Origin of the sequence: Streptomyces sp. NPDC091280 (genome assembly GCF_044768565.1) — a bacterium.
Classification (GTDB): Bacteria; Actinomycetota; Actinomycetes; order Streptomycetales; family Streptomycetaceae; genus Streptomyces.
In genome coordinates this window covers 63,147-79,640 of record NZ_JBIVUZ010000015.1, presented here as the reverse complement: position 1 = coordinate 79,640, position 16,494 = coordinate 63,147, and the positions used below count along the sequence as shown (strand labels likewise).

General features: G+C 71.9%; 20 protein-coding genes. 9 read left to right on the top strand and 11 right to left on the bottom strand.

The window, feature by feature from the left end; translation table 11 throughout:
• Nucleotides 1-35 precede the first annotated feature (35 nt).
• Nucleotides 36-845 (top strand): TVP38/TMEM64 family protein, encoded by an 810-nt coding sequence (locus ACIQPR_RS38345; protein WP_403658410.1) that lies wholly within the window; start codon nucleotides 36-38, stop codon nucleotides 843-845.
• A gap of 62 nt (nucleotides 846-907) precedes the next feature.
• Here the strand turns inward: ACIQPR_RS38345 and ACIQPR_RS38340 are convergent, their stop codons facing one another.
• From ACIQPR_RS38340 to ACIQPR_RS38330, 3 genes are read right to left on the bottom strand one after another with little or no spacing between them, the layout of a single operon-like run.
• Complete coding sequence (locus tag ACIQPR_RS38340) at nucleotides 908-1,642, bottom strand: cupin domain-containing protein (protein ID WP_403658407.1); 735 nt, start codon at nucleotides 1,640-1,642, stop codon at nucleotides 908-910.
• Nucleotides 1,636-2,562 (bottom strand): PmoA family protein, encoded by a 927-nt coding sequence (locus tag ACIQPR_RS38335; protein WP_403658404.1) that lies wholly within the window; start codon nucleotides 2,560-2,562, stop codon nucleotides 1,636-1,638. Before ACIQPR_RS38335 ends, ACIQPR_RS38340 begins: the two co-directional genes overlap by 7 nt.
• The gene (locus tag ACIQPR_RS38330; RefSeq protein WP_403658401.1) at nucleotides 2,559-3,734 is read right to left on the bottom strand and encodes a Gfo/Idh/MocA family protein; all 1,176 of its coding nucleotides are present in this window, start codon (nucleotides 3,732-3,734) and stop codon (nucleotides 2,559-2,561) included. The genes ACIQPR_RS38335 and ACIQPR_RS38330 overlap by 4 nt, the downstream gene beginning before the upstream one ends.
• A gap of 250 nt (nucleotides 3,735-3,984) precedes the next feature.
• Here ACIQPR_RS38330 and ACIQPR_RS38325 point away from each other — a divergent pair, with 250 nt between their 5' ends.
• Complete coding sequence (locus ACIQPR_RS38325) at nucleotides 3,985-4,860, top strand: undecaprenyl-diphosphate phosphatase (protein WP_403658398.1); 876 nt, start codon at nucleotides 3,985-3,987, stop codon at nucleotides 4,858-4,860.
• Nucleotide 4,861: 1 nt separating this feature from the next.
• Here ACIQPR_RS38325 and ACIQPR_RS38320 read toward each other — a convergent pair whose 3' ends face one another.
• The gene (locus tag ACIQPR_RS38320; RefSeq protein ID WP_403658395.1) at nucleotides 4,862-5,452 is read right to left on the bottom strand and encodes a carboxymuconolactone decarboxylase family protein; all 591 of its coding nucleotides are present in this window, start codon (nucleotides 5,450-5,452) and stop codon (nucleotides 4,862-4,864) included.
• 147 nt (nucleotides 5,453-5,599) lie between these two features.
• Here ACIQPR_RS38320 and ACIQPR_RS38315 point away from each other — a divergent pair, with 147 nt between their 5' ends.
• Together ACIQPR_RS38315 and ACIQPR_RS38310 are read left to right on the top strand one after the other, a co-directional pair.
• Nucleotides 5,600-5,896, top strand: a complete 297-nt coding sequence (locus ACIQPR_RS38315) for a winged helix-turn-helix transcriptional regulator (protein ID WP_403658912.1) — start codon at nucleotides 5,600-5,602, stop codon at nucleotides 5,894-5,896.
• Nucleotides 5,897-5,988: 92 nt separating this feature from the next.
• Nucleotides 5,989-6,168 carry a hypothetical protein gene (locus ACIQPR_RS38310; RefSeq protein ID WP_403658392.1) on the top strand — a complete coding sequence of 60 codons (180 nt, stop codon included), beginning with the start codon at nucleotides 5,989-5,991 and terminating at the stop codon, nucleotides 6,166-6,168.
• Between the two features lie 46 nt (nucleotides 6,169-6,214).
• Here ACIQPR_RS38310 and ACIQPR_RS38305 read toward each other — a convergent pair whose 3' ends face one another.
• On the bottom strand, nucleotides 6,215-6,955 hold the full coding sequence (locus ACIQPR_RS38305; RefSeq protein WP_403658389.1) for an SDR family NAD(P)-dependent oxidoreductase: 741 nt from the start codon (nucleotides 6,953-6,955) through the stop codon (nucleotides 6,215-6,217).
• Between the two features lie 65 nt (nucleotides 6,956-7,020).
• Nucleotides 7,021-7,758 (bottom strand): MerR family transcriptional regulator, encoded by a 738-nt coding sequence (locus ACIQPR_RS38300; RefSeq protein WP_403658386.1) that lies wholly within the window; start codon nucleotides 7,756-7,758, stop codon nucleotides 7,021-7,023.
• 54 nt (nucleotides 7,759-7,812) lie between these two features.
• Here ACIQPR_RS38300 and ACIQPR_RS38295 point away from each other — a divergent pair, with 54 nt between their 5' ends.
• The 3 genes from ACIQPR_RS38295 to lnt all read left to right on the top strand — a co-directional run bounded on the left by ACIQPR_RS38295 (nucleotide 7,813) and on the right by lnt (nucleotide 10,398).
• Nucleotides 7,813-8,100: a hypothetical protein gene (locus ACIQPR_RS38295; protein WP_403658383.1), complete on the top strand. Its 288-nt coding sequence runs from the start codon at nucleotides 7,813-7,815 to the stop codon at nucleotides 8,098-8,100.
• A gap of 143 nt (nucleotides 8,101-8,243) precedes the next feature.
• Nucleotides 8,244-8,735 carry a nuclear transport factor 2 family protein gene (locus ACIQPR_RS38290; RefSeq protein ID WP_403658380.1) on the top strand — a complete coding sequence of 164 codons (492 nt, stop codon included), beginning with the start codon at nucleotides 8,244-8,246 and terminating at the stop codon, nucleotides 8,733-8,735.
• An 88-nt stretch (nucleotides 8,736-8,823) separates the two neighbouring features.
• Nucleotides 8,824-10,398 (top strand): apolipoprotein N-acyltransferase, encoded by a 1,575-nt coding sequence (gene lnt / locus ACIQPR_RS38285; RefSeq protein ID WP_403658377.1) that lies wholly within the window; start codon nucleotides 8,824-8,826, stop codon nucleotides 10,396-10,398.
• On the opposite strand, the gene ACIQPR_RS38280 is transcribed toward lnt, so the two are convergent.
• A complete protein-coding gene (locus ACIQPR_RS38280; protein ID WP_403658374.1) occupies nucleotides 10,316-11,227 on the bottom strand; it encodes a Gfo/Idh/MocA family protein in 912 nt (303 codons plus the stop codon). The genes lnt and ACIQPR_RS38280 overlap by 83 nt on opposite strands.
• A gap of 98 nt (nucleotides 11,228-11,325) precedes the next feature.
• Between ACIQPR_RS38280 and ACIQPR_RS38275 the strand changes: the two genes are divergently transcribed.
• Nucleotides 11,326-11,838, top strand: coding sequence for a DinB family protein (locus tag ACIQPR_RS38275; RefSeq protein WP_403658371.1), 513 nt, complete (start codon nucleotides 11,326-11,328; stop codon nucleotides 11,836-11,838).
• 122 nt (nucleotides 11,839-11,960) lie between these two features.
• A complete protein-coding gene (locus tag ACIQPR_RS38270; RefSeq protein WP_403658368.1) occupies nucleotides 11,961-12,449 on the top strand; it encodes a hypothetical protein in 489 nt (162 codons plus the stop codon).
• 27 nt (nucleotides 12,450-12,476) lie between these two features.
• Here the strand turns inward: ACIQPR_RS38270 and ACIQPR_RS38265 are convergent, their stop codons facing one another.
• From ACIQPR_RS38265 to ACIQPR_RS38250, 4 genes are all read right to left on the bottom strand, one after another.
• Complete coding sequence (locus ACIQPR_RS38265; RefSeq protein WP_403658365.1) at nucleotides 12,477-13,040, bottom strand: hypothetical protein; 564 nt, start codon at nucleotides 13,038-13,040, stop codon at nucleotides 12,477-12,479.
• 93 nt (nucleotides 13,041-13,133) lie between these two features.
• Complete coding sequence (gene ung / locus ACIQPR_RS38260) at nucleotides 13,134-13,817, bottom strand: uracil-DNA glycosylase (protein WP_403658362.1); 684 nt, start codon at nucleotides 13,815-13,817, stop codon at nucleotides 13,134-13,136.
• 112 nt (nucleotides 13,818-13,929) lie between these two features.
• Nucleotides 13,930-15,507 carry an ABC transporter substrate-binding protein gene (locus ACIQPR_RS38255; RefSeq protein ID WP_403658359.1) on the bottom strand — a complete coding sequence of 526 codons (1,578 nt, stop codon included), beginning with the start codon at nucleotides 15,505-15,507 and terminating at the stop codon, nucleotides 13,930-13,932.
• A gap of 201 nt (nucleotides 15,508-15,708) precedes the next feature.
• Nucleotides 15,709-16,479, bottom strand: coding sequence for an SDR family oxidoreductase (locus ACIQPR_RS38250; RefSeq protein WP_403658356.1), 771 nt, complete (start codon nucleotides 16,477-16,479; stop codon nucleotides 15,709-15,711).
• Nucleotides 16,480-16,494: the final 15 nt, after the last annotated feature.

Here is a 16,494-nt window from a genome sequence, read left to right as displayed (position 1 = left end):
GCGATCACATACACGGGTCGGTTAGGGTCGCCGACATGCTCGCCGATGCCACCGCCCGCTCCGGGGGCACCGCCACGGCCATTCCCCAGGCCCCGGCCCAGATGACCGCCACGGAGCGCGCCGCCGTCGTGACCGTCCCCGTCACGCCTCAGCCGTCCGTCGCCCCGACCGGCCTCGCCGCGCGCTGCACAAGAGCCCTGCTCTCGCCGTGGTCCCGCCTGTCGCTGCTCCTCGTGCTGCTCGCCGGGGCGGCTTCGAGCGTGCTGCTCTTCCACCCGCAGCGGCTCCTCTCCAACGGCTGGCCACCCCAACTCACCGGCGCCACGGCCGCGTTGGTGTTCGCCGCGGCCTACGGCCTGTGCAGCGTGGCGTTCGTGCCGCGCCCGCTGCTCAACCTCGCGGCGGGCGCGCTGTTCGGCTCCCAGCTGGGCACCGGCGCGGCGCTGGCGGGGACGGTGCTCGGGGCCGGGATCTCCTTCGGCCTGGGCCGGGTGCTGGGCCAGGACGCGCTGCGCCCGCTGCTGCGGGGCCGGTGGCTGCGGGCCGCGGACGGCCAGCTCAGCAGGCACGGCTTCCGTTCGATGATGGCGGCCCGGCTCTTCCCGGGACTGCCGTTCTGGGGCGTGAACTACTGCGCCGCCGTCTCCCGTATGCGCTGGACCCCGTTCCTGCTCGCGACGGCGCTCGGCTCGCTCCCCAACACCGCCGCGTACGTCGTCGCCGGTGCCCGGGCCTCCAGCCCCACGTCTCCGGCCTTCCTGATCGCGATGGCCTGCATCGCCCTGCCCGCCCTCGGCGGCGCGGTGGTGGCCTGGCGCAAGCGCCACCACCTGCGCGCCCGCTGACGGGCCGGACCGCGACGGGCGGGACCGTGACGCGCCCGGCAGGGTCGCGGAACCCCTCGGTCTCAGCCGGTCCCCCGGTACACGTCCAGCCGCCCGCACATCCCGAACCTGCCGTGCTGCGCGGGCTGTTCGGCCCGTACGACGGCGTCGGCGAGGTGGGAGAAGTCGCCCCGGCCGAGCCGGTCGAGCTGCTCCCGGGTGGCCTCGGCGGCGGCCCGCGCGCCCCGCTCCCAGCGTTCGCGCCATTCCGCGAGCCGGGGCAGCACCAGCGCGGCGGCGGCCCGGTGGAAGGCGGCAAGCGCTTCCGGGCCCTTCGCGGAGCGCAGCGCCTCGTAGCCCTCCAGGGCGAGGTCGCGACGGGCGCGGGCGGCCCGTTCCTGTTCCGCCTCGGGCGCGTCGGCCGGGACGGCGGTGGCGGCGGCGTACGTCTCCGGGTCGGCGAGGTACCGGGGCGGCAGGGTGAGCACGGCGTCGCCCGCCTCGGGCAGCCCGCTGTTCTGCATGAGGACGGTGATGCGCAACTCGCCCTGGTTGACGAGCCGGTGGATGGTCCCGGGCGTGAACCAGGCGACGGTTCCGGCCGTGAGCGGGGTGACCTCGTACCCGGACGTCGTGAGCGTCTGCACCGCGCCGCGCCCGCCGGTGACGACGTACCCCTCCGAACAGGTCAGGTGCATATGGGGAGTTCCGCCGCACACCCGGCCGTGGCCGTCGGCCTCGGCGGGCCAGTCGTAGACGGAAAGGTGCGAGACGGCGACCCCGCCCGGCAGTCCGCCGAAACCCTCGGCGCTCACCACGGCCGCGCCTCAAGGTACTTGGCGATCTCCTCCCGTTCCCATGCCCCGTCGGCGACGACGACCCGGTAGCGCCGGGTGAGCGTGTCGCCGGGGTCGAGCACCAGCTCGTCGTGGAAGGCGAAGGAGGGGGCGATCCCGGCGAACGGCTCGTTGCGCACGAACCAGTGGGCGGGGTGGGCGCCCTCGGCGCCGGCCTGGTCGTTCTCGGGGGCGTGCTCGAAGACGACCGTGGCGTGGCCGTCCGTGCCGTCGTGCTCTCCGGAGACGGCGAGCCAGGGGCCCTGGGAGCCCATCAGCTCGGGGCCCTCGCCCTCGGGGCCGATGATGCGGCCGTCGCGGAAGGCGCGCGGGCCGCGCCAGAACAGACCGGTGTAGCCGGCCGCCGACCGCCCGTGGCTGGTCGGGCTGCCGAACAGCAGGGGCTCGTCGCGGCGGTTCGTCACCGCGCTGGTCCAGGTCAGCGCCCACGAGCCCGACTCCACGTCGACGTCGTGCACCTCGATCCGGCGCCGTTCGTCGGCCCAGAGTTCACCGCTGTGGGGGTGCCAGGTCAGCCGTTCGGCGATGACCAGGCGCTCCTCGTCGGCGTAGAGCTCGTCGAAGGCGACATGCGCCATCGAGCCGACCCGCTCCGGGAGTTCGAGATACCCCTCGCCGTGGACGTAGGTGTTGCCGCCCCACAGGTTCTGGCCCGACAGATGCGAGGCGGTGAACTGGAGGCCCTTGTGCCAGCGGTGGTCGTTGGGCCGGTAGTCCGTGACGATGTCGCCGGCCAGCGTCCTGATCGGGTGGAGGTAGGGCTTCGGCGCCTCCCAGGCCGCCTCGGGCCGGTAGACGTAGCTGAACAGCTCGACGCCGGTGGCCGGTTCGGTCACCGTGACGCGGTCGCCGTGGGCATGGACGATACGCAGGCCGGTCATGCCGACACCTCCTCGCGCGCCACGGGCGCCCAGCCGGGGGCACCGCCGTGCAGCGCCGTGTAATAGGGGTCACCGGGGCCGATCTCGCCGGCCCGTACGGTCGTGTCCGTGAACGCCGACTTGTAGAGCGCGGTGATCAGCTCCAGGCTGGTGCGCCCGTCGGTGCCGCTGCTGCGCGGGCGTTCACCGGCGCGCATGCTCGCGACCAGTTCGCGCAGCTGCTCCTGATGCGAACTCGGCACGTCAGGACCGAAGTTCCGCCAGGCGGCGGCCTGGTCCCCCGGGACGTCGGGGGCGGGCGTGATGCGCCAGTTGTCGTTGGAGTGCCCGTAGAGGTGGGTGAGTTCGACGGTGGCGCGCTCGCAGTCGATGCGGATGCGGCTGACCTCGTCGGGGCTCAGGACGCTGTTGACGACGGTCGCCATCGCGCCGTTCTCGAAGCGGACCAGGGCGGTGGAGACGTCCTCGGTCTCCACGTCGTGGACCAGTCGCCCGGCCATGGCCTTGACCTCGCGCCACGGTCCCAGCAGATCGAGCAGCAGGTCCATCTGATGGATGCCGTGCCCCATGGCGGGTCCGCCGCCCTCGGTCGCCCAGCGCCCGCGCCAGGGCACGGCGTAGTAGGCGGTGTCGCGGTACCAGGTGGTCTGGCAGTGCGCCACGAGCGGCCGTCCCATGGCCTGCTCCGCGAGCAGCCGACGTACATGCCGGGTGCCCGACCCGAAGCGGTGCTGGAAGACGATGGAGGCGTACGGCCCGCCGTCCTTGCCCTCCTCGTCCTCGACGGCGTCGAAGTCGGCCAGGGACGGCACCGGCGGCTTCTCGCACCAGACCCAGGCGCCGGCCCGCAACGCGGCGACGGTCTGCGCGCGGTGCAGGGTGGGCGGGGTGCAAATGGTGACGAGGTCGGGCCGCTGCTCCCGGAGCATCCGCTCCAGGTCGGTGTAGGCGTGCGGGATCCCGGCCTCGGCGCAGAAGGACTCGACGGCGGTGGCATCGATGTCAACGGCCGCGACCACCTCGGTCTCGCCTTCCTCGGCGAGCCGCGCGAGCGCGGGGAAGTGCGAGCCGCGGCCGATGGCACCGGCGCCGACCACGGCGGCCCTGACGCGTCGGCCGGCCAAGGGGGCCAGGGGCTCGGACGCCCCGGGGCGGGTGGCGGGTGTGGACATGGGCGTGATCAGCACTCCTCCGGATGCAGCGAGCGCGTCAGCAAGCGCTTTCCTCCGCTGCAACGTATGCGCCGCCCCCGCGCCTGGTCAACACCACACACGCGGAGTCGGCGGACCGCCCGCCAAACCCCTGTGTCGGGCCTGTCACACCGGGACGCTACGCTGCCCCTCACACACACTCGATCACCGTGCGCGGCGTTTTGGTGTGTCCTTTGCCCCTCCGCGAGCAGCACTTGGACTCCGTAAATCCATGTCTTGGTTTGAATCCCTCATCCTCGGGCTCGTCCAGGGGCTGACCGAGTTCCTGCCCGTGTCGTCCAGCGCCCACCTGCGGCTGACGGCGGCCTTCTCCGGCTGGAAGGACCCGGGCGCGGCCTTCACGGCGATCACCCAGCTCGGCACCGAGGCGGCGGTGCTGATCTACTTCCGCCAGGACGTCGGGCGGATCCTCGCCGCGTGGTTCCGGTCGCTCACGAACAAGGAGATGCGGCGCGACCACGACGCCCAGATGGGCTGGCTGGTGATCGTCGGCTCGATCCCGATCGGTGTGCTCGGGGTCACGCTCAAGGACCACATCGAGGGACCCTTCCGGGACCTGCGGATCACCGCCACGATGCTGATCGCCATGGGTGTCGTCATCGGCGTCGCCGACCGCCTCGCGGCCCGCGACGAGACGGGCGGCCGACACCGAGCACCCAAGCAGCGCAAGACACTGGTCGACCTGAACGCCAGGGACGGCCTGCTGTACGGCGTCTGCCAGGCGATGGCGCTGGTCCCCGGCGTCTCCCGCTCGGGCGCGACCATCAGCGGCGGCCTGTTCATGGGCTACACCCGTGAGGCGGCGGCCCGTTACTCCTTCCTGCTCGCCATGCCGGCCGTACTGGCCTCCGGCGCCTTCGAGTTGAAGGACGCGGCCGAGGAGGGGCACATCGCGTGGGGGCCGACGATGTTCGCGACGGTGGTCGCGTTCGCGGTCGGATACGCGGTCATCGCCTGGTTCATGAAGTTCATCTCGCACAAGAGCTTCATGCCGTTCGTCTGGTATCGCATCGCCCTCGGCATCGTCATCATCGCGCTGGTCACGGCGGGCGTACTGAGCCCGCACGCGGCGGAGTCGGCGGGCTGAGTCAGCGCTCGGGCAGGGCGAGGGCCCAGGGCTCGGGCGCGATCCGGACGCCGTTGGCGACGTAGGCGATCGTGCGGTACCACCCCGCCAGCACGAGGAGTTCGAGGGCCTCCGGCTCGTCGAGGTGCTCCCGCAGGGCGGACCAGACCGGGTCGCCCAGCCCTGCGCCGTCGTCGAGTTCGTCGACGGCCCGGAGCAGCGCGGACTGCCGCGGCGACCAGGCCGGGTCGTCCGAGGTGCCGGTCGCGGTCAAGGTGACCTGCTCCGGGGTGAGTCGGGCGGCTTCCGCGTACGCCGCCATGTGGACGCCCCACTCGTAGGCGCAGCCCGCGCGGGCGCAGACGCGGGCGATCACGAGTTCGCGGTCGGCGGCGTCCAGGCGGCCGTGGACGAGGAGTCCGGCACCCAACGCCCGCATGCGGGAGGCGAGTTCGGGGTGGCGTTCGAGGACCTTGAAGAGCATGAGGGGTTCGTGGGTGACGCCGGGCGGCATCCAGCGGCGCAGGGCGCGGCCGGTGTCGGGGGCGTAGGGCGGGGTGACTCCTTCGATGCGCTGCCCTTCGGGGCTCTGCTTCTCGATGCGCTGTCTCATGGGCACCGACTCTTGCGCTTCTGAAATCGAAGCGCAAGACTGCGTCGCGTGTCGGGAAATCGCCAAGAACCGTGCGAGGAGGCCCTGTTGGAACCGGTCCCCGCTCCGGGCCGTCCCGTGCGCGGGTCGGACACCGGGCGTCCCGTCATGGCCGCGCTCGACCTCCTGGGGCGACGCTGGACGCTCCGCGTGATCTGGGAGCTCCACCGCCGTCCCGCGCCGATCGGTTTCCGCGACCTGCGACGGCACTGCGACGCCATGTCCTCCAGCGTCCTGTCCACCCGCCTCACGGAGCTGCGCGAGGCGGGCATCGCGGGTCGGACACCGGACGGGGCATGGCAGTTGACCCCGCTCGGGACGGACCTGGTGACGGCGATGGGGCCGCTGCTCGACTGGTCGCGGACGTGGGCCGAGACACGAGCGGGAGCCGACCAAGGCCACTGACTTCGGTGATCGCCTCGCCCGTGACCAACCCCATACGGTCTGAGTAGCCGTCCGGTAGCGCAGTGTCAGTCCTTGCCCCTAGGCTGTTCCGCATGTCCCCCGATTCCGTGCCCCCTGGTTCCGTGCGGTCTGCCTACGAGGTGAACGAGCAGATCCGGGCTCTCTGGCTGCGCGCGGGCGGATCGCTCTCCACCCAGGAGCGGGAGGAATACGAACTGCTGGTGGTCGAGTGGGCCGCGGCGATACGCGACGAGGTCATCGAAGCGGCCTGAGCGCGGGCGCCGAGCGGAGCGGCCGAACAGCCGAGCGGCCGAGCGGTCACCGTCCGCCCGACACCCGCAGCACCGTGCCCGTCGTGTACGACGCGTCCGGTGACATCAGCCAGGCGACGGCCGCGGCGATCTCCTCCGGCTGTCCGGGGCGCCGCAGCGGGATCGACGCCGACACCCGTCTGGCGCGGTCCGGGTCGCCGCTCCTGGCGTGGATCCCGGTCTCGACGACGCCGGGCGCGACCGCGTTGACGCGGATGCCGTCGGGGCCGAGTTCCTTGGCCAGGCCCAGAGTGAGGGCGTCCACGGCGGCCTTCGTCGCCGCGTAGTGCACGTAGTCCCCGGGGCTGCCGAGCGTGGCGGCGGACGACGACACGTTCACGATCACGCCCCGGCCCCGGGCCGTCATGACCTGTGCGGCCCGGCGTGCGCACAGCAGCGTGCCCAGCAGGTTGACCTCGACCACCTCGCGCAGCTCGGCGGTGCCGACGTCCGCGAGCCGGCCGAAGGGGCCGGTCACCCCGGCGTTGTTCACCAGCCCGGTGACAGGCCCGAGTTGCCGCTCCGCCGTGGTGAACAGCCGCTCCACGTCGGCCTCCACGGACGTGTCCGCGCCGACGCACACGGCCCGTGCCCCGGACTGCCGTACCCGGTCCGCCACTTGCTCGGCCGCCGCCGCGTCCCGGAGGTACCCCACGACCACGTCGTGTCCCTCCTGCGCGAGGCGCGCGCAGGTCGCGGCGCCGATGCCCCGGCTGCCGCCGGTGACGACCGTGACGAGACGTTTCATGCGAACTCCCCTTCAGGAAAGGGCCTGTTCAAGAACGGGCCTGTTCGGTTCAGGAGCGGGCCCGTTCAGGAACTCGGCAGGCCGAGGCGGGCGCGGATCAGTGTGTCGAGTCGCCGCCATGCCGGGGACGAGGCGTTGACCGTGCCCTGGATGAGGGCGGGGATCTCGGAGTCGGTGGGCCCGGGCGGTCCGGCCGGTCCGTAGCGCTCCCGGTGCGCCCGGGCGATACGGCCGGCCAGGTCGTCGACGCGCGGGTCGTCGGGATCCAGATCGTGCGCGCGGTCGTAGTCCAGGAAGAGCTGTCGCGGCTCCGGGTCGGCCAAGGTCCGGGCCTGGTCGTGGAAGAGGGTGATCGCGTGGTCGGGGTGGGTGGCGAACACGAGGATCCACAGGTCCCGTTGCAGTTCCACCCAGCGCGGGGTGAACCCCCAGCCGCTCAGCTCCGCCAGGTGGGCGGTCACCTCGTCGGGCAGCGGGGAGAGGTCACCGGCGGCGAGTCGGCGCAGCCGGGCCTGGGTGGCCCGCAGCTCGCGGATGCGGGCGGTGAGGTCGTCGTCTACGGCCCGCAGCGCCCGCCCGAACTCCTCCTCGTCCGCCGCTCTCAGCTCGCGGATCCGGGACAGGGGGACACCGGCCTCGGCGAGCGCGCGGATCTTGATGAGGTCGATGGCGTCCTGCGCGCCGTAGCGGCGATATCCGGACGCGTCCCGGCCGGGTTCGGGCAGCAGTCCCTTGGCGTGGTAGACGCGGACCGTCTTGACCGAGACCCCGGCGTACCCGGCCAGCTGCCCGATGGTGATCACCCGGCCATCGTCCCACTTGACCCCGCCCCTGGGGCAGGGTCGCAGCATGGGGGCATGACGAACACGCACATCGACCGGGAGACCCTGCGCGAGCTGGCCGACAACGGCAACGAGAGGGCCCTGGACCGGCTGGCCGACCTCGCCGACGAGGCCGGTGACCTCGCGGAACTGGGCGAACTGCTGGACGAGGGATCCTCGCGCGCCGGGTTCCTCCTGACCCGGCGCGCGACCGCCGCAGGGGACCTGCGCGGGCTGCAACGAATCTCCGACGCCGGGTACGAAGGGGCCGCGGACGAGCTGGAACGGCTGTTGGAGGCGCCCGGCGACCGGCATCGGAGCTGACGGGCGGACCGGCCGCGCTCGCGCCGCAGCGGCGCGCGCCGCGGTCCCCGTGCCACCGAACACCACCGAACACCACCGAATGTTCCCCACGTTGTCCCCGCGCACCTCTTGGCTCGGCACACCGCGTGACCAACACTTGGCCGATGACGCAGCGTGTGGAACTGGCGATCGTGATGGACCGGCTGGCCGTGGACGAACTGATCACCGAGTACGCGGTGGCGGTGGACGACGGCGACTGGGAGGCGTACCGGAAACTGTTCGCACCGAACGGACGGGCCGACTACCGGTCCGCCGGAGGCATCGAGGGGACCGCGGCGGACGTCGCCGGGTGGCTCGCCGAAAGCATGCGGCTGTTCCCGATGCGGCAGCACCTGATCGTCAACCGGCGGATCCGCTTCGGCACCCTGGACCACGACACCGACGACACGGCACGCGTCGGCGCCGACTACGTCAATCCGATGCGCTTCGCCAAGGAGGACGGCGACGACACGTCCACCGCGCCCGACTTCGTGTGCGGCGGGCGGTACCGGTTCGGGCTGCTGCGGACGCCCGACGGCTGGCGGCTGACCGAGGTCGTCGTCGAGGAGAAGTGGCGGCGTCTTCCCGAGCGGCGCCCGGAAGCCGTGATCAACTGAGCCGGTTGACGTGGTCGGCGCGAAGCCCTCTGTGCGAGATCGTCCGCAACACGCACACTGGAGCGATCAGCGGGTAGGGAGGTGCCGTATGAAGACCTTCGGCGACTGGCTCGCCTCCCCATGGCGGCGCTCGCTGCTCGCAGCGCTCGCGGGCGCGCTGCCCGTGTTCGCGTTCCCCGCGCCGTCGTGGTGGTGGTTCGCCTACGTCGCGCTCGTCCCCTGGATCCTGCTGACCCGCTCGGCACCGACCCCACGACGGGCGGTCTACGACGGCTGGTGCGGCGGGCTGGGGTTCATGCTGGCCGTGCACAGCTGGCTGGTGCCGAGCCTGAGTGTGTTCATCGTCGTCATCGCGGGTCTGCTGGGCGCGCTGTGGGCGCCGTGGGGCTGGCTGGTGCGGCGCTTCCTCGGGGGCGTGCCCTCGGCGCGCCGTGGCGCCGCCGCGCTGCTGGTCCTGCCCTCGGGCTGGCTGATGGTCGAACTGGTGCGGTCCTGGCAGGGGTTGGGCGGCCCCTGGGGGCTGCTCGGCTCCACCCAGTGGCAGGTGGAACCGGCGCTGCGGCTCGCCTCGGTCGGCGGGGTGTGGCTATTGAGCTTCCTCGTGGTGGCCGTCAATGTGGCGGTCGCCGTGCTGGTCGCGGTCCGCGCGGTGCGGGTGCCGGCGGTCGCCGGGCTGGTGGCCACCGCCGCCGTGACCTCGGCGGCCTGGGTGTGGTCGCCGCGCCCCGACGTCGACGGCCGGGTGCGGATCGCCGTCGTACAGCCGGGGGTCGTCGACGGCGACGCCAGCGGGGACCGGCGCTTCGACCGCGAGGAGCGGCTGACCCGCGAACTCGCCGGCCGGCACGTCGACCTGATCGCCTGGGGCGAGAGCAGCGTCGGCTTCGACCTCGTCAAGCGGCCCGACCTGGCCCGCCGGCTCGCGGCCCTCTCGCAGGAGACCGGCGCCGACATCCTGGTCAACGTGGACGCCGAACGCTCCGACAAGCCCGGCATCTACAAGAGCTCGGTCCTGGTCGGCCCGAAGGGGCTCACCGGCGACCGCTACGACAAGATGCGGCTGGTCCCCTTCGGGGAGTACATCCCGTTCCGCTCGCTGCTCGGCTGGGCCACCTCCGTCGGCAAGGCGGCGGGCGTGGACCGCAGGCACGGCACCCAGCAGGTCGTGATGAACGTCGGGCACGGGCTGCGGATCGGCCCGCTGATCTGCTTCGAGACCGCGTTCCCCGACATGAGCCGCCATCTCGCCCAGGACGGCGCCGACGTCCTCCTCGCCCAGTCCTCGACCTCGTCCTTCCAGAACAGCTGGGCCCCCGAACAGCACGCCACGCTCGGCGCGCTGCGCGCCGCCGAGACCGGCCGCCCGATGGTCCACGCCACCCTGACCGGCGTCTCCGCCGTCTACGGCCCGAGCGGCGAACGCGTCGGCCCCTGGCTCGGCACGGACTCCAGCACCACCGAGGTCTACGACGTCCCGCTCGCGCACGGCATCACCCCGTACGTCCGCTACGGCGCCTGGCCGGTGGGCCTGGCCCTGCTGGTGCTGGCGGCGATGTGCGCCGGGGAGGGCGCGCGGGCGGTCAGGCTGCGGCGGACCGCTCCGCAACCGCTCGTACCACCCGCTCGCACAGTTCATGAGTCGCCAGCGCGTCCCGGGCGCTGAGCACCTTCCCCGCGCGGACACCGTCCAGGAAGGCGAGCACGGCCTGCTCGATACCGCGCTGGCGGGCCACCGGGACCCAGTCCCCGCGGCGCCGCAGCGTCGGCTGGCCCTTGTGGTCGACGACCTCGGCGAGGTTGACGACCTGCCGCTTGGTGTCCTGGCCGGAGACCTCCAGGATCTCCTCCACCGAGCCGCTGAGCCGGTTCATCACACCGAGCGCGGTGAAGCCGTCACCGGAGAGCTGGAGCACGAGGTGGTGCAGCAGTCCGTCCTGGACGCGGGCGCGCACGGTGACGTCGTCGACGGGTCCGGGCACCAGGAAGCGCAGGGTGTCCACGATGTGGATGAAGTCGTCCAGGATCATCGCGCGCGGCTCCTCCGGGAGCCCGATCCGGTTCTTCTGCATGAGGATCAGCTCGCGCGGATGGTCGGCGCACTGCGTGTACCCGGGGGCGTAGCGGCGGTTGAAGCCGACCGCGAGCGACACGTTCCGCTCCTCCGCGAGCCGTACCAGCCGCTCGGAGTCCGCGAGTTGATAGGCGAGCGGCTTGTCGACGTACGTCGGTACGCCCGCCGTCAGCAGCCTGGTGACGATATCGGGGTGCGTGGTCGTGGGCGCGTGCACGAACGCGGCGTCGAGGTCCTGGGCGAGGAGCGCGTCGAGGTCCGCGTGCCGCCGGTCGGCCGGCAGGTGGAGGCCGTCGGCGACGCGGGCGAGGGTGGCGGGGGTGCGGGTCTGCACATGCAGTTCGACACCGGGCAGGGCGCCGAGCACCGGCAGGTAGGCCTTCTGCGCGATGTCACCGAGTCCGATGCAGCCGACCTTCACGGAGCCTCCCTGGCGCTCGCCCTGCGGTACGTTCCCGGAAGCATACGGCGGGTCGATATCCGGTGGTGCGGGCGGAGCGGGCACGCGAGGATGCGGGGATGACCATCGAGCGCAGTGAACCCTCGACCACCGCCGACGAACGCACCATGCTGGACGGCTGGCTCAACTACCACCGCGAGACCCTCGCCCTGAAGTGCGAGGGCCTGACCGACGAACAGTTGCGGACCACCGCCGTGGAGCCGTCCTCGATGTCCCTCATGGGTCTGGTACGGCACATGGCGGAGGTGGAGCGGGGCTGGTACCGCCGGGTCATGGCCGACGAGCAGGTGGGCCCGATCTACTACACCGAGGAGGATCCGGACGGCGACTTCCATGTCACCGAGGGCGACACCTGGGCGGAGGCGCACGCGACCTGGCGGGCCGAGATCCAGGCGGCGGACGAGCACGCGGCCCGGTTCACGCTGGACGACATCTCCCTCGGCAAGCACCGGCGCACCGGGGAGAGCTTCAACCTGCGCTGGATCCACACCCACATGATCGAGGAGTACGCGCGGCACAACGGCCACGCGGATCTGCTCCGGGAGCGGATCGACGGCAGCACCGGCGACTGAGGTCACGGCACGTCACCCGGGGCGGGCGCGGGCCGTCCGTAAGGGGGCGGAGATCACCCGTGCGGGGCATCATCCGCCCGTCCGCTGTCCCGAACGGGGCCCGAACCAGCAGAGTTGCGCGGGTGCATCGAACGACGACGACCGCAACGCTCCTGGTCACCGTGGCTGTCGCGGCCCTGTCCGGCTGTGTGACCGTCCAGCGGCCTCCGGCTCCCGCTCCCCCGGCCGTACCGTCCCAAGCGTCGGTGCCGCGCCCGGACGGCAGCGCGGCGCCGCAGGTCGTGCAGGCCCCGGCCCGGGAGGCGCTGGAGCTGATCGACCCCTCGCACCGGAGGGACCCGACCGCGCACCCACCGCGCCACGCGCCCGCCCCGCCCTCCCGGGCGGCGCAGGCGCCGGTACCGGTCCCCCGCTCGCACGCGCAGCCGCGCCCCCACCCGCATCCGCACCCGAAGCCCCGGCACCCCCGGCAGTCGGGCGCGGACATCCCCGACGTGGTCGGGTCGGTCCCGAAGAACACCTCGGACGTGTGCGCCCTGGGCAGGAAGTACGGCGGCTGGCGGTCGGACAGCCCACAGTCGATCATCTGCGGCCAGACGTACGGGCGTTGAGGCCCGCGGGGACGGATCCGCAGGCCTCTAGGACCGCTGTCCCGGGGGTCCCCACGTCCCCCCTCCGGACGTCCCGTCCCCGTTCGTGCCGTCCCCGTTCGTGCCGTCCGCTGTGTCGAGCCGGAGTTCCAGTCGGCCGATCGCGGCCCGTACGCCGTTGCCGTAGCCGTCGTCGGTGAGGACCGCGCAGGCGCCGCGGGCCCGGCGGAGGTGGGTGCGGGCGGCGTCGGAGCGGCCGAGCTTGACGTAGTCGGCGGCGAGGTTGAGGTGCAGGGAGGGGTAGAAGGCGCGCACCGCGCTCGCCCCCTGGCGGCCGGTGTCCCCCGGCGCCCGGCCGTCCGTCAGCTCGTCCGCCGCCGACAACGCCCGCAGATCCCAGGCGAGTTCGTCGCTCGGGTCGTCCTGGGTGTCGGCCAGGTAGTGGGCCAGGGTGCAGCGGTGCAGCGGGTCGCCGTCCTCACCCAGCTCCGCCCACAGGCCGAGCAGCCGCTCCCTGGCCTCCTCGCGGTCGCCCCCGTGGTGCAGCATGACGACCTGTCCGATCCGCGTCAGCAGGGCGTCCGGTGCCGCCTGCTCCTGTCGCTCCGTCACAGCGTCCTCCGCGCCTCGTCGACTGTCTGCGTCGACGCTAACCGGAGCCACTGACAATCCCCGTCAGGCGGCCCCGGCCCGCCCCCGGCGAGGTCAGCCCAGGTTCGGGATGCGCCAGTCGATCGCGGTGTGGCCCTGCTGGGCGACGGCCTCGTCGATCTGGGTGAACGGGCGGGAGCCGAAGAACTTCTTGGCGGACAGCGGGGAGGGGTGCGCGCCCTTGACCACCACGTGCCGCTCCTCGTCGATCAGGGGGAGCTTCTTCTGCGCGTAGTTGCCCCACAGGACGAAGACCGCCGGGTCGGGGCGGTCGGCCACCGCGCGGATCACCGCGTCCGTGAACTTCTCCCAGCCCTTGCCCTTGTGGGAGTTGGCCTCGCCGGAGCGGACCGTGAGCACCGCGTTGAGCAGCAGGACGCCCTGCTGGGCCCACGGCATCAGATAGCCGTTGTCCGGGATCGGGAGGTCCAGTTCCTCCTTCATCTCCTTGTAGATGTTCCGCAGGGAGGGCGGGGTCTTCACACCGGGGCGGACCGAGAAGCACAGGCCGTGTCCCTGGCCCTCGCCGTGGTACGGGTCCTGGCCGAGGACCAGCACCTTCACCTGGTCGTACGGCGTCGCCTCCAGGGCGGCGAAGACCTCCTCGCGCGGCGGGTAGACCGGACCCTTCGCCCGCTCCTCCTCGACGAACTCGGTCAGCTCCTTGAAGTAGGGCTGCTGAAGCTCGTCGCCCAGGACTCCGCGCCAGGACTCGGGGAGCATGGAGATGTCGGTCACGTCAACTTCCTTACCGTGTGCGGCGACTGCGATGCGGAGCGAGCGCGGAGTGCGGTCGCTTCCATGTCCCAGAACCTACAGGCGGCCACTGACAACCGGTGCCGGAAGCCCGTCACCAGCTCGTCTTGCGGTACAGCTGCCACATCATCATGATCGTCGACGGGTCGAGGGCCTGCTCCCCGCCGGAGATGTCGTCGCTGGCGGCGACGTACTGCCGGCCCTGCCACAGCGGCAGCAGGCGGGTGTCGTCGACCAGGATCTGCTGCGCCTCCTCGAACTCCTTGACCACGTCGGCCCGGTCGGTCTCCTTGCGGGACTCGGGCAGCAGGACGTCGGTGATCCTCGGCGACGGGTAGGGCGTGCCGAGCGCGTTCTGCTGTCCCACGAAGGGCGCGATGAAGTTCTCGGCGTCGGGGAAGTCAGGGAACCAGCCCCGCCCGAACACCGGGAACTCGCCCTTCTGGTAGCCCGTCACATACGTCTTCCAGGGGCGGCTCTTCAAGGTGATGGTGAAGAGACCCGAGGCGTCCAGCTGCCGCTTGAGTTCCTTGAACTCCAGGGCGGTCTCGGAGCCGTAGCGGTCGCTGGTGTACCAGAAGGTGAGCGGGACGCGCTGGGTGATGCCCGCGCGGGTGAGGATTTTCCGCGCCTTGGGGACGCTGGGGTCCCCGAAGTCGTCGAAGAACGCGGTGGTGTGGCCGGTGAGGCCCTTGGGGACCATGGAGTAGAGGGGGTCCACCGTGTCGCGGTAGATCTTGTGGGTGATCGCCCCGCGGTCGACGACCTGCGCGACGGCCTTGCGGACGGCGGGGTTCTTGGCCCACTGGTCCTTGGGGTTGAACACCAGGTAGTTGATGTCGGTGCCGGAGCCGTCGACCAGTTGCAGGTCCTTGGAGGGGCTGCCCTGGAGGGTGACGATGTCGTCGGCGGCGAGGCCGCGGTAGGTGACGTCGATCTTCCCGGCCCGCAGCGCCTTGACCATGGCACCGGAGTCCTGGAAGTAGCGGATCGTCACCGCGTCGTTCTTCCGTTCGGCGAAGCCCTTGTAGCGGTCGTTGCGGACGAGCCCGGCCTGTTTCCCGTCGTCGTAGGACTTCAGGACGTACGGCCCGGAGCCGAAGACCTTGCCGTCCTTGCGCAGTGAGTGGGCGGGGTAGTCGTCGGGGTCGACGATCGACATGGCCGGGGTGGCGAGCACGAACGGGAAGGTGGCGTCGGGCTTGTTGAGGTGGAAGAGGACCTCGCGCCGCCCGGTCACCTGGACGCGGTCGAGGCTGCCCAGCAGGCCCGCGGGTCCGCCCGGCACGTCGATCTGCCGGATGCGGTCGATGGAGTGCTTGACGGCCTGGGCGTCGAGGGTGTCCCCGTCGGCGAACTTCATGTCCGCGCGCAGTTCGCAGCGGTACGTCGTGTTCGAACCGTCAGTGAAACCACAGCTCTTGGCGGCGTCCGGCTCGGGGGCGGTGGCGCCCGTCGGGTAGGCCAGCAGCGTCTGGTAGATGTTGCGGAACAGCTCCCACGAGCCGTCCCAGGAGGCGGCCGGGTCGAGTGTGCTGGGGGCGCTGGTGGTGCCGACGACGATGGGTCCCTTGTCGTCCGGATTCCCGTCCGAGAACACCCCGCATCCGGCCACCAGGGATATCGACGTGAGCGCCGCGGCTCTCCGCAGGCCTCGGTTCCGGTTGAACACGCGCACGCTCCTCGATCCGCCGTACCAAGGGTCGGCAGACCATACCGCAGTGCCCCGGCCGGTCGAGCGTGGTTCGGGCAGGGCGCTTGATCAGCGGTTTCATGACGACGTTGTCAGTCCGCTGTGCGCGTTTTCGTACCTCGACACGGGCGCCGGTTCCGTACAGGGAACAGCAAAGGGACCGGCGCCCGGGTCGTCGGCTCAGGCCACTCCGGCGTTCAGGAGGATGCCTCCGTCGACGACGAGGGTCTGGCCGGTGATCCACTCGGACTGGTCCGACGTCAGGAACGCGGCGGCGCCGCCGATGTCGGAGGGCACGCCGAGCCGGGCCAGCGGGTAGCCGGCGGCGGCCTCGGCCTCGCGGCCCTCGTACAGGGCGGCGGCGAACTTGGTCTTCACGACCGCCGGGGCGATCGAGTTGACCCGGACGCCCGGCGCGAACTCGTGCGCCAGCTGGAGCGTCAGGTTGACCATCGCGGCCTTGCTGACGCCGTACGCGCCGATGAACGGCGAGGCGGAGATCCCGGCGAGGGAGGCGATGTTGACGATGGCGCCGCCGTTGTCCTTCTGCCAGGCGTGCCAGGTCTTCTGGGCGAAGCCGAGCGCCGAGATGACGTTGGTCTCGAAGACCTTGCGGGCGACGTTGAGGTCGAGGTCGGCGATGGGGCCGAACACCGGGTTCGTACCGGCGTTGTTGACCAGGTAGTCGACGCGGCCGAAGGCCTCCATCGTGCGCTCGACGACGGTGGCCTGGTGGGCCTCGTCGTGGGCCTTGCCGGCCACGCCGATGACCCGCTCGGCGCCGAGCGCCTCGACGGCCTCCTTGAGGGCGTCCTCGTTGCGGCCGGTGATGCAGACCCGGTCGCCGCGGGCGAGCAGCGCCTCGGCGACGCCGTAGCCGATGCCTCGGCTGGCGCCGGTGATGACGGCGACCTTGCCGGAGAGCGCGGGCAGTTCAGGCTGTTCAGTCATGGTTCCGTGTTCCCG

Coding starts and splice junctions, on each gene's coding strand:
- ACIQPR_RS38345 (WP_403658410.1), top strand. CDS start 36: ATGCTCGCCGATGCCACCGCCCGCTCCGGGGGCACCGCCACGGCCATT.
- lnt (WP_403658377.1), top strand. CDS start 8,824: ATGAAGACCTTCGGCGACTGGCTCGCCTCCCCATGGCGGCGCTCGCTG.
- ACIQPR_RS38320 (WP_403658395.1), bottom strand. CDS start 5,452: ATGAGACAGCGCATCGAGAAGCAGAGCCCCGAAGGGCAGCGCATCGAA.
- ACIQPR_RS38295 (WP_403658383.1), top strand. CDS start 7,813: ATGACGAACACGCACATCGACCGGGAGACCCTGCGCGAGCTGGCCGAC.
- ACIQPR_RS38325 (WP_403658398.1), top strand. CDS start 3,985: ATGTCTTGGTTTGAATCCCTCATCCTCGGGCTCGTCCAGGGGCTGACC.
- ACIQPR_RS38310 (WP_403658392.1), top strand. CDS start 5,989: ATGTCCCCCGATTCCGTGCCCCCTGGTTCCGTGCGGTCTGCCTACGAG.
- ACIQPR_RS38335 (WP_403658404.1), bottom strand. CDS start 2,562: ATGACCGGCCTGCGTATCGTCCATGCCCACGGCGACCGCGTCACGGTG.
- ACIQPR_RS38305 (WP_403658389.1), bottom strand. CDS start 6,955: ATGAAACGTCTCGTCACGGTCGTCACCGGCGGCAGCCGGGGCATCGGC.
- ACIQPR_RS38290 (WP_403658380.1), top strand. CDS start 8,244: ATGACGCAGCGTGTGGAACTGGCGATCGTGATGGACCGGCTGGCCGTG.
- ACIQPR_RS38250 (WP_403658356.1), bottom strand. CDS start 16,479: ATGACTGAACAGCCTGAACTGCCCGCGCTCTCCGGCAAGGTCGCCGTC.
- ACIQPR_RS38330 (WP_403658401.1), bottom strand. CDS start 3,734: ATGTCCACACCCGCCACCCGCCCCGGGGCGTCCGAGCCCCTGGCCCCC.
- ACIQPR_RS38315 (WP_403658912.1), top strand. CDS start 5,600: ATGGCCGCGCTCGACCTCCTGGGGCGACGCTGGACGCTCCGCGTGATC.
- ACIQPR_RS38275 (WP_403658371.1), top strand. CDS start 11,326: ATGACCATCGAGCGCAGTGAACCCTCGACCACCGCCGACGAACGCACC.